Raw genomic sequence first — 22,092 nt, forward strand, 5'->3', positions numbered from 1 at the left:
TGGAGCGCCGGATCAGGCCTCCGTGGACTCCACCGCGGTGGCCGTCTTCCCGGTGGTCTGCGCCGGGATCTCGGCGGCGTCCACCGCTGCCTTGGCGGCGGCCGCCGTCTTGCGCGCACGGCGCGGCTTCGGCTCGGCGGCCGTGCTCCCGGTCGTGTCGACGGCCTCCGCGGGAGCCTCGGCAGCCTTGCGGGTCCGGCGGCGCGGCTTGACCTCTGCCTCTGCCTCCGCCGTCGCCGCGACCGCCTTACGGGTGCGGCGGGGCTTGGCCTCGGCGGTGTCCACGGTGGCTTCCGGCGCGTCCGCGGCGGCCGTGGCCTTGCGGGTGCGGCGGGGCTTGACTGCCGTGGCCTCGTCGGTGACGGGTGCGTCGGCCGTCTCGGCGGCCTTGCGGGTCCGGCGGCGCGGCTTGGTCTCCGCCTCGCCGGTGGTGCCCTCGGCGGTGTCCGTCACGGTCTCGGGCGCGGTGGCCGCGGCCTTGCGGGTGCGGCGGCGCGGCTTGGCCTCCGTACCCTCGGCGACGTCGACCGCCGCCTCGGCGGCGCTGTCGGGTCCGTCGGCCACCTGAGCCGGGATCTCCGCGGCGACCGTGTCGGCGGCCTTGCGGGTGCGACGCGGCTTGGCCTCGGCAGCGGCTTCCGGCGCGTCCGTGGCGGCCGTGGCCTTGCGGGTACGGCGACGGGGCTTGGTCTCTGCCTCGTCGACGGTGCCCTCGGCGGTGTCCACGGCGGCTTCCGGTGCGGTGGCCGCGGCCTTGCGAGTGCGGCGGCGCGGCTTGGTCTCCGCCTCGTCGGCGGTGCCTTCGGCGGTGTCCGCAGCCGCTTCAGGTGCGGTGACCGCGGCCTTGCGGGTGCGGCGGCGCGGCTTGGCCTCTGCCTCGTCGGCGGTGGACTCCGCCGTCGCCAGGGCCGTCTCGGCGCCGGTCTCGGCCGGAGCCGCCGGTTCCGGGGCGACCTCGGTCACGGTCTCGGCCGGGGCTGTCGTGACCGCCTGCTCCGCCGACTTGCGGGTGCGGCGGCGCGACTTCGCGGGCGCCTCGGTGGTGTCGAGGGCGGGGCCCTCGGCCGTCGTCACCGCGGACTCGGCGGACGCAACGGACTCGACGGGCTCAGCGGACTCGGACGGTGCCGTCGGCTCGCCGGCCGTCACCGGCTGCGCCGGCGCACCGCCGCGCAGACGGCGCCGGCGGCGCGGAGTGCGTGTGGCGGATGCCTCCTCCGCGACCGTGGACTCGACCGGCACGGCGTCGGCCGACGTGCCGTCGGCAGGCGTGACCGCTGCCGGGTCCATCGGAGCGCCGCCACGGGTGCGGCGCCGGCGACGCGGCGTACGTGCCGGGCGCTCTCGCTCCGCCGAACGCTCACGGTCCGCCGAGCGGTCCTCGCTCCGGCCGCCCCGGCCACCGCGACCGCGTGCACCGCGACCGCCGGTCTCGCCGAGGTCCTCCAGCTCCTCCGCCTCCAGTCCGGCACGGGTGCGCTCCGAGCGCGGCAGGACGCCCTTGGTGCCCTCGGGGATGCCCTGCTCGGCGAAGAGGTGCGGCGAGGTGGAGTACGTCTCGACCGGGTCGTTGAAGTCCAGCTCCAGCGCCTTGTTGATGAGTTGCCAGCGCGGGATGTCGTCCCAGTCGACGAGCGTGATCGCCGTACCCTTCGCGCCCGCGCGGCCCGTACGGCCGATGCGGTGCAGGTACGTTTTCTCGTCCTCGGGCGACTGGTAGTTGACGACGTGTGTGACGCCCTCGACGTCGATGCCGCGGGCGGCGACGTCGGTGCAGACGAGCACGTCGACCTTGCCGTTGCGGAAGGCGCGCAGCGCCTGCTCGCGGGCGCCCTGGCCGAGGTCGCCGTGGACCGAGCCGGAGGCGAAGCCGCGACGCTGGAGCTGCTCGGCGATGTCGGCGGCCGTGCGCTTCGTCCGGCAGAAGATCATCGCCAGTCCGCGGCCGTCGGCCTGGAGGATGCGGGCGACCATCTCCGGCTTGTCGAGCGAGTGCGCGCGGTAGACGAACTGCTTGATGTTCGCGACCGTCGCGCCCTCGTCGTCCGGCGCGGTGGCGCGGATGTGCGTCGGCTGCGACATGTAGCGGCGGGCCAGACCGATGACCGCGCCCGGCATGGTGGCCGAGAACAGCATGGTCTGCCGCCTGGCCGGCAGCATGTTGATGATCTTCTCGACGTCGGGCAGGAAGCCCAGGTCGAGCATCTCGTCGGCCTCGTCGAGCACCAGGCACTTGACGTGCTTCAGGTTCAGCTTCTTCTGGCCGGCGAGGTCCAGCAGGCGGCCCGGGGTGCCGACGACCACGTCGACGCCCTTCTTCAGGGCCTCCACCTGGGGTTCGTAGGCCCGGCCGCCGTAGATCGCGGTGACGCGTACGTTGCGCACCTTGCCCGCGGTCAGCAGGTCGTTGGTGACCTGGACGCACAGCTCGCGCGTGGGGACGACGACGAGCGCCTGCGGGGTGTCGGTGAGGGCCTCGGGCTGCGCGCGGCCCGCCTCGACGTCGGCGGGGACCGTGACGCGCTCGAGGAGCGGAAGGCCGAAGCCGAGCGTCTTGCCGGTGCCGGTCTTGGCCTGGCCGATGACGTCCGTGCCCGTCAGGGCCACGGGCAGCGTCATCTCCTGGATGGGGAAGGGAGTGGTGATGCCGACGGCTTCCAGGGCCTCGGCGGTCTCGGGGAGGATCCCGAGTGCTCGGAACGTCGTAGTCAGGGTGCTGCCTCTTCTGTGTGCGCGGTGCGAGGCGAGCGCGGGGGTCGTGTCTGACCGGGCCGGGGACGTCGGCCGCCCACGCGGGCGGGCCGTGTGGCACGGGACCACAGCCGACGCTCTAGCGCTCGAACCGCTTGGAGGTCCCTCCGATCGTCGTACGCACAGTGCCGTACGGTCAGGGAGGGCTGTCGGGTCGGAGCCGATCGGGCCACCGACCGGGCATCCTCATGCATGCAGCCTGTCGACATACGCCGAAACACGTCGGCGTACTCAGCAGGCGCATTACCACCATACCCCGGAAACGCGCACACGTGATGGCCGATTCGGTCACGTAGTCGTCGTCACACTGGTTGACCAGGTCCTTGGCAGGCGCCGAGAGCGGGCTATTGTGCGCTTCATGACGAGCTCTGACAAGTCTGACAACGTCTCCGACGCGCCCGCCGAACCCACCGGCATCGCCGCCCAGGGCTGGGCGACGGCCGCCGCCGACCCGCAGTACCGCGCCGCGGTCGTGGACCTGCTCGGTGCCCTCGCGTACGGAGAGCTCGCGGCGTTCGAACGGCTCGCGGAGGACGCCAAGCTGGCGCCCACCCTCGCGGACAAGGCCGAGCTGGCGAAGATGGCGTCGGCCGAGTTCCACCACTTCGAGCGGCTGCGCAACCGGCTCGCGGAGATCGGCGAGGAGCCGACGCTCGCGATGGAGCCGTTCGTGGCCGCGCTCGACGGCTTCCACCGGCAGACGGCGCCCTCGGACTGGCTGGAAGGGCTCGTCAAGGCCTACGTCGGCGACTCGATCGCCAGCGACTTCTACCGGGAGGTCGCCGTCCGCCTGGACTCCGACACGCGCGAGCTGGTCCTGGCCGTCCTGGACGACACCGGGCACGCCGGCTTCGCGGTGGAGAAGGTGCGCGCGGCGATCGACGCGGACCCGCGCGTGGGCGGCCGGCTCGCGCTGTGGGCGCGGCGGCTGATGGGCGAGGCCCTGTCGCAGTCCCAGCGGGTCGTGGCCGACCGGGACGCGCTGTCCACGATGCTCGTCGGCGGCGTCGCGGACGGCTTCGACCTCGCCGAGGTCGGCAGGATGTTCTCCCGGATCACCGAGGCGCACACCAAGCGGATGGCCGCGCTGGGGCTGGCCGCGTAGGACTGCCGGGAGGCGTGGTCAGGGGGTGCGCCGCCGTCGGCGCCGGATCAGGCCGGCGCCGACCGCCGGCGCAGTCTTCCCGCGGGGCGCACCAGCAGGGACAGCGAGGCGGCCGAGACGACCACCGCGCCGAGCAGCGTCGGCAGCAGGCTGCCGGAGCCCAGCGCGCTGTGTGTGACGAAGCCACCGAAGAGGCCCCCCGCGACACCGGTCGACTGCACCAGGAGACGGGACGGCAGGCGGTGGGACAGGCGGTGGAACGCGGTCCAGCCGAACAGCAGACCGATCAGCGCGGAGCCGAGCGTTTCCAAGAACATGTTGGTTCCCTCCCACACGATCGGCCGGTGCCTGGCGGTCGTAGCCGGTCATACCCCTGACCTGCGGAATGCAACCCTCCCTGTGAGCGGATTGTGCGCCACCCGTGAAAGCGCCACCCGTGAAAGGGAGACACGGGAGGGGCCCGGCGGTTCTCCACCGCCGGGCCCCTCCCGTCGTCCGTGACGCGGCGGCTACAGCGCGCCGAAGCCCACCTTGCGCGGGGCCGGCTCACCGAGCTCGACGTACGCGAGGCGGTCGGCCGGTACCAGCACCTTGCGGCCGTGCTCGTCGACGAGGGTCAGCAGCTGCGACTTCCCGGCCAGCGCCTCGGACACCGCCCGCTCGACCTCCTCGGCAGTCTGACCGCTCTCCAGAACGATCTCGCGGGGCGCGTGCTGCACGCCGATCTTGACCTCCACGGCTATGTCCCTCCGACGGTCAGTGAAGTGCGCGACCTTCCGCGCCGTACCAGCACACATTAGCCCGGTGAGGGGACGAGCACGCTCCGCCCGGGAACGCCAGGAGCGAACAGCCCACGGGAACAGAACCCCCGTACGGCGGTGTCCCGGCGGGGTGCGGTGGTGCCGCCGGCGCTCAGTGGTGCTGTTCGGCGCCGTGCAGCGGGAAACCGGCGATGCCGCGCCACGCCAGGGACGCCAGCAACTGGACCGCCTGGTCGCGGGGGACGCTGCGGTCGCTGTGCAGCCAGGAGCGGGCCACCACCTGGGCGAGTCCGCCGAGGCCCGAGGCCAGCAGCATCGATTCCGCGCGCGAGAGGCCGGTGTCCTCCGCGATGACGTCGCAGATCGCCTCGGCGCACTCGTTGGCGACCTTGTCGACGCGCTCGCGCACCGCCGGCTCGTTCGTCAGGTCCGATTCGAAGACCAGCCGGAAGGCACCGCCGTCGTCCTCGACGTAGGCGAAGTACGCGTCCATCGTGGCGCGCACGCGCTGCTTGTTGTCGGTGGTCGAGGCGAGCGCGCCCCGCACCGACTGGATGAGCGCCTCGCAGTGCTGGTCCAGCAGGGCGAGGTAGAGGTCGAGCTTGCCCGGGAAGTGCTGGTAGAGCACCGGCTTGCTGACGCCGGCGCGCTCGGCGATGTCGTCCATCGCGGCCGCGTGGTACCCCTGTGCCACGAAGACTTCCTGGGCGGCACCCAGCAGCTGGTTCCGTCGGGCACGGCGCGGCAGGCGCGTGCCTCGCGGGCGTGCCGCCTCTGTCTGCTCGATGGCTGTCACGCCGCCTCCCAAAGTCGTCCACATACGGTGTGCGCCGCGCCGCCATCGTACTTTTCGGTAACCGTGGTGTGCGCGGTGCGAGCGCAGGATTTCACGGACCGGACGGCGACAAAAGCGGCATAGAGCGTTTCAAACGGGCGCAAGGTGGGCATAAAGCTCCGCTCCTGCTCAGCGGCGGTCTTTGCCGTCGCGTGTTCCTGGCGTCGCCTCACGCGCCACCTCGTCCGCCCCGTCCCTCACCGGTAGTCGTCCTCGTCGATGGAGACGACCCGCGCCTGTTCGATGAGATCGGCCTCGTTGGCCCTGTCCGGATCCCCGGTGAGGGGTTCGTCGCGGTCCGGCGCGACGTCCGCGTGCTGCTCGGCGGCGTCGCCCTCCGGGGCCTCGACGGCGATCTCCGTGGCGTCGTCGTCCTCGAACGTCTCGGGATCGGTGGGGTCGAATGCCATGCTGGGCTCCCTTCCTGCGGAATGTCCCTGCGGAATGTCCCTGGAAGAAGCAGGGGCCATGGGCGGGTGCCCTCTGTATGAGCGTAGGAGACACCCGATCGCGACGCTATGCGATCCGCGGCCCGATCGGCGGTCCTGTACGCGCACAATCTGTGACCGCGAACACAGGCGAACACAGGAGTCACTACGTGATCGTCTCGTAACATTGCCCGCATGTCTTCGACCGAGCTGCCCTTTGTGCCGCCCGCCAACGTATTTCCGCGGGTGACGCCCGTCGGGGTCGAGGAGGGCGAACGGCTGCGCTCGGTCGAACTGCCGGGGATGACGCTGTCGGTACGCGCGCGGCCACCCGCGCGGGAGGGACTGCCGCCCGCACTGTACGTGCACGGCCTCGGTGGCTCCTCCCAAAACTGGTCCGCCCTGATGCCGCTGCTCGGCGGTGTCGTCGACGGCGAGGCGGTCGACCTGCCGGGCTTCGGCGACTCCCCGCCACCGGACGACGGCGACTACTCCGTCACCGGGCACACGCGCGCGGTGATCCGCTTCCTCGACGCCTCCGGCCGCGGACCGGTGCACCTCATGGGCAACTCGCTGGGCGGCGCCGTGTCCACGCGCGTCGCGGCGCTGCGGCCCGATCTCGTGCGGACGCTCACGCTCGTCTCGCCCGCGCTGCCCGAACTCCGGGTGCAGCGCACCGCCTTGCCGACCGGCCTGCTCGCGGTGCCCGGCGTGACCGCCCTGTTCACCCGGCTCACCCGGGAGTGGACGGCGGAGCAGCGGGTCCGCGGGGTCATGGCCCTGTGCTACGGCGACCCGGGGCGGGTGACGCCCGAGGGGTTCCGCAACGCGGTGGGGGAGATGGAGCGGCGGCTTCAACTGCCATACTTCTGGGACGCGATGTCGCGCTCCGCGCGCGGGATCGTGGACGCGTACACGCTGGGTGGCCAGCACGGCCTGTGGCGGCAGGCCGAGCGGGTCCTCGCGCCCACGCTGCTGATCTACGGCGGCCGCGACCAGCTCGTCGGCTTCCGCATGGCGCAGCGGGCGGCCCGTGCCTTCCGCCACTCCCGCCTCCTCACCCTGCCGGACGCCGGCCATGTGGCGATGATGGAGTACCCGGAGACCGTGGCCACCGCGTTCCGCGAACTGCTGCTGGACACAGGAGAGTTGGAGGCCGGATCGATGACGGAACCGGGAGCGGCCGCCGGGGCCGAGAGGGACGGCGGCGTACGGACCGGCGTCGAGTCCACCGGCGCCGAAGCCGGCCGCGGGGCTTCCAGAGCCGAGACGGCCGGCCGGACTTCCGGCGCGCAGACCGGCGGTGGCGCTTCCGGCGCCGGGGCGGTCGGTGGTGCTTCCGGCTCGGAGGCCGGCGGTGGAGCCTCCTCAGGCGCGGGTGCGGGGGGCTGAGGGCCGACGTGGGACGCCACAGCCGCCGCGGGCCCGCGCCCAAGGGCAGGACCGAGAACACGAGTACCGGCCGGGACGACCGCGCACCCCAGGAGGGGTACGGGCCGGCCGACGGCGGGCCCCGCTTCCAGGGCGGGGCGCCGCGTGTCGCCGACGGCACCGGCACTCCGGCGCGGGGTGTTCCCCGACTTGCCGGTGGCACACCGGCTCGCGGGTTTCCGCGGTTGCCCGATGGGACGCCGGCCGGCGGGATTCCGCCGGTTCGTGGTGGGCACCCGGAGCAGCGAGAAGCCGGTGGCGGCTGGGGGCAGTTGGGAGCGCAAGCCATGAACGGGGGCGGGGCGCAGGGGCCGACGGCCGCCGGTCTCGGCAGCTCGACGGGCCTCGGCGGCTCCGCCGCCCCGACCGCCGCCTCCGTACGCACCCGCGCTCCGATTCCCCGGCAGCGGCGGGCGTCGTCCGCCGGGCCGCGGCAGGACTACCTGGAAGCCTTCGATGAGGACGACGATGTCTTCACCCCGCGGCCCCGCCGTGACGTGAGCACCGCGAGCCCGTCCGCGGCGCCGCCCTCCGCTCCGGCTCGGCAGGACGCGGTGGACGACGGGGGCGACGACGCCGCACATCCGACCGGCGAGCCCGCGCGGGGCACCGCGGCCAAGGGGAAGACGTTCACCGGCATAGCGGCCGCCGCCGTCACCACCGTGCTCGCCGTCGTCGTCGCGGGACAGGTCGCCGAGGACCAGTCCGGCGCCGGGGTGCTCTCCCAGTCCGCCACCGACCAGGAGGGGCCCGGTGCCGCCGACATCGCGGGCGCGGACGGCAAGGCGGCCCCGCCCGCGCCGCCGAACGTGTCGGCACTGACGTACGACCAGAAGATGAGCACGAAGTACCCGCTCAGCCCCGCACTCAAGGGATCCGGCCAGTTCGACGCGGTCCCGGGCTTCGCCAAGGCGCCCGGCACGGGACGCAAGTACACCTACCGCGTCGACGTGGAGCAGGGCCTCGGCCTGGACGGCGAGCACTTCGCCGCGGCCGTGCAGAAGACGCTCAACGACCACCGCAGCTGGGCCCACGGTGGAGCCCGCACCTTCGAGCGCATCTCCTCCGGCCGCCCCGACTTCGTCATCACGCTCGCCAGCCCGGGCACCACCGCCACCTGGTGCGCCAAGTCCGGTCTGGACACCACCGAGGACAACGTCTCCTGCGACTCGGCCGCCACCGAACGCGTGATGATCAACGCCTACCGGTGGGCGCAGGGCTCCAAGACCTACGGCGACGAGATGTACGCCTACCGGCAGATGCTGATCAACCACGAGGTCGGCCACCGGCTCGGCTACGGCCACGTCACCTGCGACAAGGACGGCGCGCTGGCGCCCGTCATGCAGCAGCAGACGAAGTTCCTCGACCACAACGGAATCCAGTGCCTGCCCAACGCATGGCCCTACCCGGGGAATTGACCGGAGGCCGGCCGGACCGGTTCGCGGTGTGACGTTTCGTGTCCGGTTGACCTCTTAGCGCGACGGAACGCCGTCCGTACGGGAAAGTTACGACTGTTCACCCCTTTTGGTGGCGTGATGGACAACCGTCCATCGCGTCACCGTCATGTCCGCATACGTTCGTCCCGCTGCGAGCCGCCGGTGCGACGGCGGCTCCCCACACGGGACAGACGGGAGATCGGGGGTGCACGCGTGCGCATCGGACTGGTGACGGAGGGTTGCTATCCGTATGTGAGCAGTGACGCCGGACTCTGGTGCGAACGGCTCGTGCGCGGGCTCGAACGGCACGAGTTCGACCTCTACGCGCTCAGCCGCAGCCGGCAGCAGGAGGACGAGGGCTGGGTGCCGCTGCCGCCACAGGTCGTCCGGGTCCGCACCGCGTCCCCGTGGGCGGCCGAGGACGACGGGGCCGTGTACGGACGGCGCGCGCGCCGGCGCTTCGCCGAGTGCTACGGGGAGTTGGCGTCGGCGCTGGTCGCGGCGAGCGGCGGCGATCTGCGCGAGGTCGGCGAGCCCGGCACGGCGGCGGCCACCGGCGGTGCCGGAATTGAGGCGGACCGTTTCAGCAGCGCGCTGTACGGCCTCGCCGAACTCGCCCGCGACGAGGGCGGCCTGGCGGGCGCCCTGCGCTCGGAAGTCGCCGTCCGCGCGCTGGAACACGCCTGCCGCGGGCCTCGCGCACCGCGGGCGGCGCGCGAGGCCCGCGTCCCCGATCTGCTCGCGGTCGCCGCGCACCTGCGGCAGGCGCTGAGCCCGCTGTCGCTCGACTGGTACGAGGACGACGGCCTCGGCGCCACCGACCTCTGCCACGCGGCGGCCGGCGGCACGGCGGCCCTGTCCGGACTGCTCGCCCGCCACTTCACCGGCGTGCCCCTGCTGGTCACCGAGTACGGCGTACAACTGCGCGCGCACTACCTCGCCACCGGCGCCGACGGGACCGCCCCGGCCGTGCGGGCCCTGCTCGCCGCCTTCCACGGCAGTCTCGCCGCCGAGGTCTACCAGCGGGCCGCCGTCGTCACCCACGGCAACGCGCACGCCCGCCGCTGGCAGGAGCGCTGCGGCGCCGACCGCGCCAAGCTGCGCACCGTCCACCCCGGCATGGACGCCGCTCCCTTCGCCGAGGCGGGGGAGTCGCCGGAGGCCGCCGACCCGGACACGCTCGTGTGGGTCGGCCGCGTCGGGCCGGCCAAGGACCTGGTGTCCCTGCTGCACGCCTTCGCCGAGGTGCGCAAGCAGGAACCGAAGGCACGGCTGCGGATCGTGAGCGCGGGAACCGGCTCCGACGGCGCCGCCTACCTGGGTCACTGCAGGGCGCTCGCCGCCCAGCTCTTCCCCGACGAGGCCGAGGGCCCGCACACGGTCGGGCACAACCCGGTGTCCTTCGAGGAGATCGGCGGCCCGGAGGTGCCGACCCTCGCCGACGCCTACGCCTCGGGCGCCGTGGTCGTCCTGTCGAGCGTGGTCGAGGGCTTCCCCCTCGGCCTGGTCGAGGCCATGCTCTGCGGCCGTGCGACGGTCTCCACGGACGTCGGCGCGGTCGTCGAGGTCGTCGGCGGCACCGGGGTGGTCGTGCCCCCGCGCAATCCGCGGGCGCTCGCCGAGGTGTGCGTGAACCTGCTGCGCGACCCCGAGCGCCGTGCGCGCCTGGGCGCCGCCGCCCGCGCCCGCGCACTCGAACTGTTCACCATCGAGCAGAACATCGCGGCCTTCCACGGCATCTACCTGGAGGTCGTCTCGCACTGTCCGGTCCAGCGCGTCGTTCTCGACGAGACCGGTGAGCCCCTTCCGTTCGCCGCTCCCGCCGAGGCCCATGTGCCCGGCCGCTGGACCCGGGCCGTGGACCACGTCGCGGCACGCTCGCGCCCCAGCTGGGCCACCGGCTCACCGACGGGGTACGCGGCCCCCACGACCACCACGGAGGCTTCCCGATGAGCGGTCCGAGAACAGGAGACGACCTCGGCACCCCGGCCGACTGGGGCGGTCCGGTCGGCGGTTTCGGCGGGCCCGCCCTCGACCCGAGCCCCTCCGTGCCCTCCCGGCGCGGTGCGGCCGACCCGGTCAAGGTGCTGATGCACCGTCACCGCGAGCTGTGCGAACAGGCCGTCGACCCCTTGGAGATCGCCGCGGGCCTGGAGGCGCACGGCGTCACCGACCGCACCGCCGCCCGCTTCCGCCACCGTGACGTCTTCTCCCTCGCCGAGGAGATGTACGCCCGGATCAGCCGTGACGCCGAGACACCCCCGCGGCACGAGACTGTCGCCGTACCCCGGCTGGGCCTCGGCCGGGCCGCGTTCGGCCTGCTGCCCGGCGCCCTGTGCGCGGCCGCCGTGGCCGGAGTGCGCCTGACCGAGGGCCGGACGCGTCTGGGCGTCGCCGCGCTCGGTGTCGTGGCCGTGGGCCTGGGCCTGCGCGCCGTACTCCGCCGCGGCCCGCTGAGGGCCGAGGAACGTACGCCCCCAGGCCCGCACACGCCCGGCACCCGCACGTGGACGTGCTGGCTCCTCGGCTACGCCCTCCTCGGCGACGGCCTCCTCGGCGCGGCCGTCGGCGGCGGGCCCGACGGACTGCCCGACGGCACCGCGGCCGGGGCCTGGCCCCTGGCCATCGCCCCCGTGCTGGCCCTCGCCCTGGCCTGCGGACCGGCGGCCTGGACCGCGCACCTCTTCACCGTGGGAGCCCGGCGCAAGGTGACCGCAAGCCGGGGCCTCGAGGAGTTCGCCGCGTCCGTACGGCCCCTGCTGCTCGGCGCGTTCGGCCTGTTCCTGTGCGCCCTGGCCGCCCTGCTCGCGGTGTGCGGCGCGATCCTGGACGAGCCCGCCGGCTACGCCCCGGCCCTCACACTGGGCGCGCTGCTGCTGCTCGCGCGCCTTCTCACCACGCACGGCTTCACACATGCCCCGGCCGTCGCCCTCGGCGCCGCGGCCGCGGCCGAAGTGGCGGCCCAGGCCATCGTCTTCACCGCCCGCCTCCCCGGCTGCGGCGCCCTCGCCGCCCCGGTCGACACCCTCGTGGCCGCCTGGGGCCCCGGTGGCGTACCCGCCCTCGCCTGCGGGGCCGCCGCCCTGGCCCTCCTCCTGCACGCGACCCGCACGCTGACCCGGGCCTCCGCCCATGCCCTGGCGGAGCGGCAGCCGTGAGGGACGGGGCCGGTCCCGGTCACCCCTGCGCGCCCCCGTACGGCCGCAGCCACGGGTCCCGTGTGCGCTTCCCCGCCGACCGCAGGCACTTGAGCCGACGCAGGCCCCCGGCCCACCGCCGAAGCCCGTCGCACCACCGCCCAGAAGGAGAACACCAAATGATCACCGCCCGATCCGGAGCGTCCGGAGCATCCGGAGCCACCGGAGCGCACACCCCGGGAGCCGCCCGATGAGGGTTCTGCTGATCGGAGCCAGCGGATACCTCGGCCGCTTCGTCGCCGACCGCCTGCTCGCCGACCCGGCCGTCCAGCTCACCGCGCTGGGCCGCGGCGACGACGCCGACGTCCGCTTCGACCTCGCGGCCGGCAGCCCCGGAGCGCTCACCCGCTTCCTGGACGCGGTCCACCCCGGCGTCGTCGTCAACTGCGCGGGCGCCACCCGCGGCGGCGCCCGCGACCTCACCCGGCACAACACCGTCGCCGTCGCCACCGTCTGCGAGGCCCTGCGCCGCAGCGGCTGCGGCGCCCGCCTGGTGCAGGTCGGCTGCAGCTCCGAGTACGGCCCCAGCCAGCCCGGCTCCTCCACGGCCGAGGACGCCGTGCCCCGCCCCGGCGGCCCGTACGGCGTCAGCAAGCTCGCCGCCACCGAACTGGTTCTCGGCTCCGGCCTCGACGCCGTCGTGCTCCGTGTCTTCTCGCCCGCCGGACCCGGCACCCCGGCCGGCTCGCCGCTCGGCCGGCTCGCCGAGGCCATGCGCCGCGCCATGCAGTCCGGCGACAGCGACCTCAAACTCGGCGGTCTCGGCGTCCAGCGCGACTTCGTCGACGTCCGCGACGTGGCCCGCGCCGTCCACGCCGCCTCCCTCTCGGCCGCCCAGGGCGTCATCAACATCGGCTCGGGCCGCGCCGTCCGGCTGCGCGACGCTGCGGCGATCCTCGCCCGCGTCGCCGGATACGGGGGAGCCCTGCACGAGCTCGACGGCCCGCCCGGCGGCCCCCTCAGGGCCGCCATCGGGCACCCCCGGACCGAGTCGGACCACCCCGCCCCGGTCGCGTACCCGTACCCCGACGGCTGCGGCAGCTGGCAGCAGGCCGATGTGCGCACGGCCCGCGACCGGCTCGGCTGGCGGCCCCGGATCAACCTCGAAGAGTCCCTGGCCGACATCTGGATGGAGGCGGCATGCCGTATCTGACCAGCACCCCCGTGGGCATCTCGAGCACCGGACTGCGCACCGGACTCGGTGTCCCCGGCTGGGCCCACCCTCTTCTCGCCCCGGCCGAGTGGAGCGAACTCACCCGGCCCGGCACGCCCCTGCACTGGGTCGTCCTCAACGTCGCCGACGGCCCCGGCGTCCAGCCCGACCCGCACTGCCTGGAGGCGGCGGGACGGCTGCGCAACGCGGGCGTCCGCGTCCTCGGCCACCTCGACGCCGGGCACGGCGCCCGGTCCTCCACCGAGCTGATCTCCGAAGCGCGGCGGTACCTCGAGTGGTACCGGGCCGACGGCTTCCTGCTGGACCGCTGCCCCGCCGACCGCGCCGGGCTGCCCGAGGTCCGCCGTACGATCGGCGCGCTGCGGGCCGTGCGTGACGATGCCCATATCGTCCTCGGCCACGGCACCCACCCGCACCCCGGCTACGCCGAGAACGCCGACCAACTGGTGACCTTCCGCGGCCCGTGGAGCGACTACCGCTGGTCGCAGGCCGCGGAGTGGACCGCCGACTATCCGCCCGAGCGCTTCTGCCACTTCGTGCACGGCGTTCCGCGCGGCCACCTCGACGAGGCGCTGCGCATCGCCCGCTGGCAGGGGGCGGCGACCATCTGGTTCACCGACCGCTCCGACCGCGACGGCACGGCCGCCCCCTGGGAGGACATGCCCGGTTACTGGGACGAAATCGTCTCGCGGATCGGACGAGGTGTCTCGGAATGAAGAAGGCCGTGGCAGTGTTACCAGAAGAACAACCGTAGTGTTTGACCGACCAACGGAGTCCCCGTGTCGCTGCCACCCCTGGTCGAGCCCGCTCCAGAGCTCACCGTAGACGAGGTCCGCAGGTACTCCCGCCACCTGATCATCCCCGACGTGGGGATGGACGGGCAGAAGCGGCTGAAGAACGCCAAGGTGCTCTTTGTGGGTGCCGGCGGGCTGGGTTCGCCGGGTCTGATGTACATGGCCGCGGCGGGCGTCGGCACCCTCGGCATCGTGGAGTTCGACGAGGTGGACGAGTCGAACCTGCAGCGCCAGGTCATCCACAGCCAGTCCGACATCGGCCGCCCCAAGGCCGAGTCGGCGCGCGACACCATCAAGGGCATCAACCCGTACGTGGACGTGGTCCTTCACCAGGAGCGGCTCGAGGCCGACAACGTGAAGGAGATCTTCAGCCAGTACGACCTGATCGTCGACGGCACGGACAACTTCGCGACCCGGTACCTGGTCAACGACGCCTGCGTGCTGCTGAACAAGCCGTACGTGTGGGGTTCGATCTACCGCTTCGACGGCCAGGCCTCCGTCTTCTGGTCCGAGCACGGCCCCTGCTACCGCTGCCTCTACCCGGAGCCGCCGCCGCCCGGCATGGTCCCCTCCTGCGCCGAGGGTGGCGTCCTGGGCGTGCTGTGCGCGTCCATCGGCTCCATCCAGGCCAACGAGGCCATCAAGCTCCTGACGGGCATCGGCGAGCCGCTGGTCGGACGCCTGATGATCTACGACGCCCTGGAGATGCAGTACCGCCAGGTCAAGGTCCGCAAGGACCCCGACTGCGCGGTCTGCGGCAAGAACCCGACCGTCACCGAACTCATCGACTACGAGGCCTTCTGCGGCGTCGTCTCCGAGGAGGCCCAGGCGGCGGCCGCCGACTCGACGATCACTCCCAAGCAGCTCAAGGAGTGGATCGACGACGGTGAGAACATCGAAATCATCGACGTCCGCGAGCCGAACGAGTTCGAGATCGTCTCCATCCCGGGCGCCCGGCTGATCCCGAAGAACGAGTTCCTCATGGGCTCTGCCCTGGAGAGCCTCCCGCAGGACAAGAAGATCGTCCTGAACTGCAAGACGGGTGTCCGCAGTGCGGAAGTCCTCGCCGTGCTGAAGTCCGCGGGCTTCGCGGACGCCGTGCACGTCGGCGGCGGCGTGATCGGCTGGGTCAACCAGATCGAGCCGGACAAGCCGATCTACTGATCGCCGGTTTCGTCGACCAGCGAGCCTGACGAAGCCCACGGCTCTGACCAGGTCGGATGCCGTGGGCTTCTGTCGCTGTCGGCACGACGCCGGCACTCGCTCACGCCGACCGTCCCCAGCCACAGCGGGTTTCCGGGTGCCCGGAGCCCCCGCTGTCGTCAGGAACAGACCTTGCCGTCCCTCGGCACCGTGCCGTGCAGCAGATACGCGTTCACCGTCGAGTCCACGCAGTCGCTTCCGCTGCCGTACGCCCCGTGTCCCTCTCCCTTCCAGGTGAGTTCCACACCGACGCCCTTGCCGAGTGCGTCCGCCATTCTCCGGGCGCCCTCGTAGGGGGTCGCCGGGTCCCCGGTGTTGCCGATCAGCAGGATCGGTGCCGCACCCGGCGCGCTGACCTGAGGGGTGTCGTACTGACCGGGCACTGGCCAGTCGTGGCACCAGCCGGCCGTGTCCCAGGCCATGAAGGCGCCGAACACCGGCGAGATCCGCTCGAACTCGGGCAGCAGCTTCCTCGCCTCCTCCGGCGTCGGCCGCTGCTTGGCGTCCAGGCACGATATGACCCGTTGGGCGTGGGTCGTCGTGCCGTAGCGGCCCGAGTCGTCACGGTCGTTGTAGGCGTCGGCGAGGGACAGCAGCCCCGAGCCGTCGCCCTGTTCCGCCACGGCGAGGGCGCTTGTCAGGGCCGGCCAGCCGCTCTTGCTGTAGAGCGGCAGTGCGATGCCAGTGAGCGCCGACGTCTGCGTCAGCTTCCGCCCGGAGGAGGTCGTGGACAGCGGCTCGGCGTCGATTCGCCGCAGCAGATCCGCGATCTTCCGCGAACCCCGTTCCGGATCCTGGCCGGTGGACTTCAGGTAGGCGTCCAGCGCCCGCTGGAATCCCCTGGTCTGGTTCAGCGCGTGGCCCACGGAGTCCGCGGTCGGGTCCACCACCGCGTCCAGCACCACCCGCCCGACGCGCTGCGGGAACAAGTGGGCGTACACACCGCCGAGTTCGGTGCCGTAGGACATGCCGAAGTAGTGCATCCTGGCGTCGCCGAGCACGTGGCGGATCAGGTCCATGTCCCGGGCGGTGTCGGTCGTCGAGACGTGGGCGAGCAGCTCTCCGGCCGCCTTCCGGCAGCCCTGGCCGAAGTCGGCCGCGTCCTGGAAGTAGGCCCGCTCCTCGGCCGCGGTGTCCGGTGTCACGTCGATCGCCTCGGAGGCCTGGATCCGCCGGTCGCTGCGGCAGCGCACGCCCGAACTGCCGCCGACCCCGCGCGGATCCCAGCTCACCAGGTCGTATCGCTGCCGCAGGGTGGTGACCTCGGAGGCGTACGACGGCAGCGCGGCCACGCCCGAGCCACCGGGGCCGCCGAAGTTGAACAGCAGGGAACCGGTGCGCTCCGCGGTGGCCCTGGCGCGGATGAGGGAGAGGCCGATGGTCTCGCCGTCCGGCCGGGACCAGTCCAGCGGTGCCTTGAGCGTCGCGCACCGCCATTCGTCGCCCGGCGCGGGCGAGTCGGCCGTGGCCGCGCAGCGGCCCCAGTCCAGCCGCTGCGAGGTGAGCGAGGAGGGCAGCCGTGCGGAGGGCGTGCCGGCCGGCGCCGGAGCGGACCGGTCCTTTCCGTCGTCCGCGCTTCGGCCGGCCGGCCCGCCGCCGCACCCGGCCAGCAGCACCGCGGCGGCTACCGCGGCCGCCCACTGCGTCAGACGCGCCATGTGCTTCCCCCCTCACAGGCTCTCCGCGGATCGGCCGCGGGAAGCGTTCAGGTCATGGTAGGCAGATCCCACCACCCTCGTGGGAGCCTGTGGATAACCATCTGACCTGCTCTTTTGTGTGTGAGGTGGGGAGGTAGCGGCCCTTCGCCCGGCTACGCGCAGACCGTCCCGGCCGGCGGCACCTTTCCATCGAGCAGATAGCTGTTCACCGCGTTCTGCACGCAAGGGTTCTTGCTGTTGTACGCGCCGTGCCCCTGGCCCTGCCAGGTGAGTTCGATGCCGACGCCCTTGCCCAGCGCGTTCGCCATCCTCTTGGCGCCGCCGTACGGAGTCGCCGGGTCGCCGGTGTTACCGACCACGAGGATCGGCGCCGAGCCCGGCGCGCTCACGTCGGCGTGGGCGGCCGCGCCCGGCACCGCCCATTGGGTGCAGCTGAGCATGCCCCAGGCGAGGAAGTCCCCGAACACCGGCGAGGCGGCCCGGAACTCGGGCAGCTTCTGCTCCACGAAGGCGGGGGTGTAACGCTGCTTCTGGTCGGCGCAGTTGATGGCGGTGTTCGCGGCGGCGAGGTTGTTGTACTCGCCGTTGGCGTTGCGGCCGTTCATCGCGTCGGACAGCAGCATCAGGATCTGGCCGTTGCCGGCGTAGGCCAGCTGGAGCCCCTCGGTGAGCGGGGCCCAGAGCTCCTTGGAGTACAGGGCCTGGGCGATGCCGTTGGTCGCGGCGGTCCGCGTCAGCCGACGTGGGAAGATGCCGGAGAGCGGATTGGTGTCGAGCTTCTTGAGCAGAGCGGCGATGCGGTCCTCGACGTCCCGGACGCTGCTGCCGATCGGGCATTTGGTGCCCTTCGAGGCGCAGTCCTTCGCGAAGTTGTCGAGGGCGAGCTGGAAGCCCCTGGTCTGGCCGAGCGAGGTCTGCTCGGGGGTCTGGGTGGGGTCGACGACCCCGTCGAAGACGGCGCGGCCCACGTGCTTGGGGAACAGATGCGCGTACACGCCGCCGAGTTCGGTTCCGTAGGAGATGCCGAAGTAGTGCAGCTTGGCGTCGCCGAGGACCTGGCGGATCAGGTCAATGTCGCGGGCGGCGTCGGTGGTGCGCACATGCGGCAGGATCTTCCCGGAGTTCTTCTCGCAGCCGGCGTTGAACTGCTTGGTGTTGTTCACGAACGTGGCACGTTCGGCGGCGGTTTGCGGTACCGCGTCCTGCTGGAAGTGCTGGTCGAGCTGTGCGTCGGTCTTGCATTTCACGCCGGCGCTGCGCCCCACCCCGCGCGGGTCGAAGCTCACCAGGTCGTAGCGGCCGCGCAGCTTGGCGTAGTCCTGGGCGATCGCGGGCAGCGTGGCGATGCCGGAGCCGCCCGGGCCGCCGAAATTGAAGAGCAGCGAGCCGATGCGCTTGCCGGGCCCGGTCGCCTGCGTCCGGATCAGCGCGATGTCGATCGTGTTGCCCTTTGGCTTGCTCCAGTCCAGCGGCGCCTTCATGGTGGCGCACTGCCACTTGCCGCCGTTGGGCAGCGGCGAGGGTGCGGCCCCGCCGCCCTCCGACGCGGACGGCGCCGGGCAGTCCTTCCAGTCCAGCCCCGGGTCCGTCGGCCCCCCGCCGACGGAGAGCCCGCCGCAGCCTGCCGTCAGGGCGCTCAGCAGGACGGTGGTCGTGGTCAGGGCGGCGGCGCGCAGCCCGTGGCGCTTGTGCATGCCCCCATCCTCATACCGCCGGCGGCCACCCGCGCGGGACGCGGGCCGTTCGGAGTACGCGCGGCCGCCGTCCCTACAGGGCGCCCTTGCGGGACAGGTGGTTGAAGGCCAGCCAGCCGGGCAGGACCGGCAGCCACAGCGTCAGCAGCCGGAACATCAGCACCGCGGGCGCGGCCACTTCCTTCGGCAGGCCCACCGCGATCAGGCCGACCGTGAGGGTGGCCTCGACCGCGCCCACGCCGCCCGGGGTCGGCGCGGCCGAGCCGAGCGCGTTGCCGGCGAGGAAGACGACGGCGACGCTGGCGATGCTGAGAGAGGTCGACTGGTCGCCGAAGGCCCGGATCGAGGCGTCCAGGCACATCACGAAGCAGAACGTCAGCAGCAGCATGCCGCCGATGCCGGTCACCAGCTTCTGCGGCCGCTGGAGCACGTCCAGCATGCGCGGCACGACACCCGCGAAGAGCGAACGCACGCGCGTGACGACGAACTTCCGCAGAAACGGCACCGAGGTGACCACCAGCACGAGCACCGCGACCGTCAGCAGGCCCGCGATGACCGTCCGGGACGGCGACAGGGACGGCGTCTTCTCGGTGCCGGTCAGATAACCGAAGGACAGCAGCATCAGGATGTGGCAGCCGAGCCCGAACAGCTGCGAGGCGCCGACACTGGCCACCGCGAGCCCCGGGCGCACGCCCGCGCGTTGCAGGAAGCGCGTGTTCAGGGCCACGCCGCCGACCGCGGCCGGTGCCACGATCTTCACGAACGAGCCGGCGACCTGCGCCGCCACCGTCCGTACGAACGGGACGCGCTCCGGTACGAAGCCCAGCAGCGCCATGGCGGCGGCGACATAGCTGAGCGCCGAGAAGAGCACCGCCGCGATCACCCAGCCCCACTGGGCGTGGGCGAAGAGCGTGCCGAACTCGATGTGCGTGAGCTGGGTCAGCAGGTAGTAGGCGCCGATGGCACCCGCGATGAAACTGATCAGCGTGCGGGGCCGGACCCGCTCCAGCCGGGCCGGCTCGACCGGCGCCTGCGGCCTGATCCGCAGCACCTGGTGGCGGATCTGGGTGAGCAGATCCTCTTCGCGGGCCTCCTCCAGGGCCTCGCCGATGGCCCGCTTCTCCGCCCGCGCCTCGGCACGCTCGGCCTTCTTGTCCTTCTTGTCGGGCCTCTCCGGCTTTTCCGGCTTTCCTGCTTTTTCCGGCTTCTCTGTCTTCTCTGTCTTCTCTGTTTTTTCCAGGTCGACCGTGGCGGTGTCGCCGGTGCCACCACTGTCCTGGGCGGCCTGCTCCAGGCGGGCCTGCTTGGCCTGCCGGGACGACTCGAGCACCGCCTCGCGTTCCCGCTGCGCCCGCTCCCGGGCCAGCCTGCGCAACGTCGCGCGCGTGGAGCGCGTCAGCGCGATGGGCTGGAGCATGGGCAGACAGTCGGCGACCGCGTCGGGGCCCAGGACGCCGACCGCGGAGGCCACGGAGCGCTCCGCGCCCACCCGCAGGCCGAGCGTCGTCAGCAGTTGGGCGATGTCCATGCGCAGCAGCAGATCACCGGCCGCGATCTCGCCGCCGCGCAGGTCGGTGAGGATCACCTTGCGGGAACGATCCACCAGGATCGCGTCACCGGCCAGCCTGCGGTGTGCGATGCGCCGTGACTGCAAGGCCCGCACCTGCTGCCAGGTGTGGTGCAGCAGTTCGTCGGTGATCTCCTCGTCCGCCAGCGAGTCGAGCGTGCGCCCGCCGGTGTGCTCGTAGACGAGCATCACGGCGTCGGGGCCGAGTTCGGAGGTCGCGATCAGCTTGGGCGCGTTGGCGCCGGCCGCGATGGCCGCGTAGGCGAGGAGGGCCTCCTGCTCCAGGGCCTGGCGCAGCGACTGCAGGCTGCGGCGGGTGGCGAAACCGCGCAGCGTGAGGTTGCGCCACACGCGGTAGAAGAAGCCCTGTGCCTGCTGCTCGCGGTCGACGACCGTGACGTCCAGCGGTGGTCCGTCCTCCAGGGTGACGAAGTAGCGCCGGCCGCGGTCGCCGCTGTCCGCGGTATCGGCTGCCTCCTCGCGGGCCGCGCTGACCGGGTGGAAGCCGACGGTCCGCAGGCCTGCCACCAGGGTTCGTCCCGTGGGGCGGACGTTCGGTGAGCCGACCGCGTACAGGGTGCCGTAGGCGATGGTCCAGCCGATCAGCACCGTCAGGATGATCGAGAACGGCGTGGTGTACCCGGTGACCAGCATCGAGAAGGCGTCTAGCAGCAGCACGATCCACAGCACCGCGCGCCAGCGCGGCCGGCGGGACATGCCGACCGCCGTCATGTACGCGATGACGGGGGCGAGGTAGCCGTGCACCGGATCGGTGAGTGCGTGGACGTTGCCGGGGGAGGGCTGGGTGAGCGCGTCCTGGATCGAGTGCGGGGCGCCCTTGGCGACCCACAGGTCGGTGGCGAGCGTCACCCCGTGCGCGAGGACGGCCGCGAGCACGCCGTCGGCGATCCGCAGCCCGTCCCGTTTGATCAGCCGCTCGATCGCGAAGGCGACCGGGACCAGCAGGATCGCGATGCTGGACGCCAGCCCGGCGATCTTGATGAGCAGGTCGGGGGCCTGGCCGGTGCCCTTGTTGATGTCCTGTTCGAGGCCCGAGGTGGTGCCGTGCGCGAACCCGGCGATCGCCAGCAGTACGACGATGGCGAGCACGCCCACCAGCAGCCGCATCAGGTCGGAGGGACGGTGCACGCGCGCGGGGAGCAGCGGCTCGTCGCCCTCGAGTTCGTCGGCGTGCGTCACGACGTCCTCCTCCGCGGGCTTCCTGCCGGCCTTCGGAGCGTCCGTGTCACCGGCCTTCGGAGAGCCCGTGCCCCCCGCCCTCCGAGCGTCCGTGCCGCCGGTGCCGGGGCGCGACGAAACTCCAGAGGTGCCCTCCGCGTCATCGGGGTGCACGCCCTGCTGCTTCATAGTCTCTTCTTGGTCTCGTATCACCGGTCACCGCCCGCACGATGGTGGCATGTCCCACCGGCACACAGAGGCATCAGGGTGCATATGCGGGGCCGCACAGTCTGCCCGAGGCGCCGCCCGGTAGCGAGGGCCACGCCCCGAACGCGGCACGGTCCGCTGTCGGTGGGGTGGGGCAGGATGGGACGGATGAGCGAAGTGAGCACTTCGGACGACGGCCGCCCCGAGCACCCCGACGCGCTGCCCGAGTACGCCGAGCGGGTCCTGGAGGTCGCCGAGATGATCCCGCCCGGGTGCGTCATGACGTACGGCGACGTCGCCGAGTGGCTGGAGCGGGGAGGTCCCCGCCAGGTGGGCCGCGTGATGGCCCTGTACGGCGGCGCCGTCCCGTGGTGGCGGGTCGTACGCGCCGACGGGCTCCTGCTCCCGGGCCACGAACTGCGTGCTCTCGCCCACTACCGCACGGAGGGCACACCCCTGAAGGAGGCGAGCAGGGCGGCCGAGGGCCACCTGCCCCGCCTCGACATGAGACGGGCCCGGTGGGACGGCGGCGAACGTGCGCAGGGTCACACCTGACAGCTTCCGCCATTCGAGGGGCCTGTGGGGAGCCCATGGCCCGTACGGGGGAATCGAGGCACGTCCGTGGCATGCCGTACGTTCGTGGTTCGAGGGACACACGTGACGGCGGTGCCG

The 22,092-nt window shown here is 72.6% G+C and carries 17 protein-coding genes; 9 read left to right on the plus strand and 8 right to left on the minus strand.

From position 1 onward, the window contains the following. Nucleotides 1–12: 12 nt before the first annotated feature. A complete protein-coding gene (locus tag ACIQFZ_RS02110) occupies nt 13–2,619 on the minus strand; it encodes a DEAD/DEAH box helicase (protein WP_402690402.1) in 2,607 nt (868 codons plus the stop codon). Between the two features lie 490 nt (nt 2,620–3,109). Here ACIQFZ_RS02110 and ACIQFZ_RS02115 point away from each other — a divergent pair, with 490 nt between their 5' ends. Next, the gene (locus ACIQFZ_RS02115; protein ID WP_365424534.1) at nt 3,110–3,856 is read left to right on the plus strand and encodes a ferritin-like domain-containing protein; all 747 of its coding nucleotides are present in this window, start codon (nt 3,110–3,112) and stop codon (nt 3,854–3,856) included. Nucleotides 3,857–3,903: 47 nt separating this feature from the next. Here ACIQFZ_RS02115 and ACIQFZ_RS02120 read toward each other — a convergent pair whose 3' ends face one another. The 4 genes from ACIQFZ_RS02120 to ACIQFZ_RS02135 all read right to left on the minus strand — a co-directional run bounded on the left by ACIQFZ_RS02120 (nt 3,904) and on the right by ACIQFZ_RS02135 (nt 5,862). After that, on the minus strand, nt 3,904–4,173 hold the full coding sequence (locus tag ACIQFZ_RS02120) for a hypothetical protein (RefSeq protein ID WP_361414382.1): 270 nt from the start codon (nt 4,171–4,173) through the stop codon (nt 3,904–3,906). A 192-nt stretch (nt 4,174–4,365) separates the two neighbouring features. Continuing rightward, complete coding sequence (locus ACIQFZ_RS02125; RefSeq protein ID WP_141358638.1) at nt 4,366–4,593, minus strand: DUF3107 domain-containing protein; 228 nt, start codon at nt 4,591–4,593, stop codon at nt 4,366–4,368. Nucleotides 4,594–4,768: 175 nt separating this feature from the next. Beyond that, the gene (locus ACIQFZ_RS02130; protein WP_361414384.1) at nt 4,769–5,413 is read right to left on the minus strand and encodes a TetR/AcrR family transcriptional regulator; all 645 of its coding nucleotides are present in this window, start codon (nt 5,411–5,413) and stop codon (nt 4,769–4,771) included. Between the two features lie 236 nt (nt 5,414–5,649). After that, nucleotides 5,650–5,862 (minus strand): hypothetical protein, encoded by a 213-nt coding sequence (locus tag ACIQFZ_RS02135; protein ID WP_361414386.1) that lies wholly within the window; start codon nt 5,860–5,862, stop codon nt 5,650–5,652. Nucleotides 5,863–6,075: 213 nt separating this feature from the next. Here ACIQFZ_RS02135 and ACIQFZ_RS02140 point away from each other — a divergent pair, with 213 nt between their 5' ends. The 7 genes from ACIQFZ_RS02140 (at nt 6,076) to moeZ (ending at nt 15,076) form a co-directional block, all read left to right on the plus strand. Then, nucleotides 6,076–7,272 carry an alpha/beta fold hydrolase gene (locus ACIQFZ_RS02140; protein ID WP_402690403.1) on the plus strand — a complete coding sequence of 399 codons (1,197 nt, stop codon included), beginning with the start codon at nt 6,076–6,078 and terminating at the stop codon, nt 7,270–7,272. A 326-nt stretch (nt 7,273–7,598) separates the two neighbouring features. Then, on the plus strand, nt 7,599–8,729 hold the full coding sequence (locus ACIQFZ_RS02145) for a DUF3152 domain-containing protein (protein WP_402690404.1): 1,131 nt from the start codon (nt 7,599–7,601) through the stop codon (nt 8,727–8,729). A gap of 231 nt (nt 8,730–8,960) precedes the next feature. Then, a complete protein-coding gene (locus ACIQFZ_RS02150) occupies nt 8,961–10,700 on the plus strand; it encodes a DUF3492 domain-containing protein (RefSeq protein WP_365773908.1) in 1,740 nt (579 codons plus the stop codon). After that, complete coding sequence (locus ACIQFZ_RS02155) at nt 10,697–11,905, plus strand: hypothetical protein (protein WP_376651311.1); 1,209 nt, start codon at nt 10,697–10,699, stop codon at nt 11,903–11,905. Before ACIQFZ_RS02150 ends, ACIQFZ_RS02155 begins: the two co-directional genes overlap by 4 nt. A 229-nt stretch (nt 11,906–12,134) precedes the next feature. Continuing rightward, a complete protein-coding gene (locus tag ACIQFZ_RS02160; protein WP_365773911.1) occupies nt 12,135–13,097 on the plus strand; it encodes an NAD-dependent epimerase/dehydratase family protein in 963 nt (320 codons plus the stop codon). Then, entirely contained in the window at nt 13,085–13,834 is a 750-nt protein-coding gene (locus tag ACIQFZ_RS02165) for a spherulation-specific family 4 protein (RefSeq protein WP_365773912.1), read from the plus strand. The genes ACIQFZ_RS02160 and ACIQFZ_RS02165 overlap by 13 nt, the downstream gene beginning before the upstream one ends. Before the next feature lie 63 nt (nt 13,835–13,897). Then, nucleotides 13,898–15,076, plus strand: coding sequence for an adenylyltransferase/sulfurtransferase MoeZ (gene moeZ / locus ACIQFZ_RS02170; RefSeq protein WP_365424889.1), 1,179 nt, complete (start codon nt 13,898–13,900; stop codon nt 15,074–15,076). Between the two features lie 158 nt (nt 15,077–15,234). On the opposite strand, the gene ACIQFZ_RS02175 is transcribed toward moeZ, so the two are convergent. From ACIQFZ_RS02175 to ACIQFZ_RS02185, 3 genes are all read right to left on the minus strand, one after another. Then, nucleotides 15,235–16,773: an alpha/beta hydrolase gene (locus ACIQFZ_RS02175; protein WP_402690405.1), complete on the minus strand. Its 1,539-nt coding sequence runs from the start codon at nt 16,771–16,773 to the stop codon at nt 15,235–15,237. A gap of 152 nt (nt 16,774–16,925) precedes the next feature. Next, a complete protein-coding gene (locus tag ACIQFZ_RS02180; RefSeq protein ID WP_365424885.1) occupies nt 16,926–18,467 on the minus strand; it encodes an alpha/beta hydrolase in 1,542 nt (513 codons plus the stop codon). A 73-nt stretch (nt 18,468–18,540) separates the two neighbouring features. Beyond that, nucleotides 18,541–21,402, minus strand: coding sequence for a lysylphosphatidylglycerol synthase domain-containing protein (locus ACIQFZ_RS02185; protein ID WP_402690406.1), 2,862 nt, complete (start codon nt 21,400–21,402; stop codon nt 18,541–18,543). A 186-nt stretch (nt 21,403–21,588) separates the two neighbouring features. Here ACIQFZ_RS02185 and ACIQFZ_RS02190 point away from each other — a divergent pair, with 186 nt between their 5' ends. Next, nucleotides 21,589–21,975 (plus strand): MGMT family protein, encoded by a 387-nt coding sequence (locus ACIQFZ_RS02190; protein ID WP_402690407.1) that lies wholly within the window; start codon nt 21,589–21,591, stop codon nt 21,973–21,975. Nucleotides 21,976–22,092: the final 117 nt, after the last annotated feature.

Source organism: Streptomyces sp. NPDC093064 (assembly GCF_044754605.1).
GTDB lineage: Bacteria > Actinomycetota > Actinomycetes > Streptomycetales > Streptomycetaceae > Streptomyces.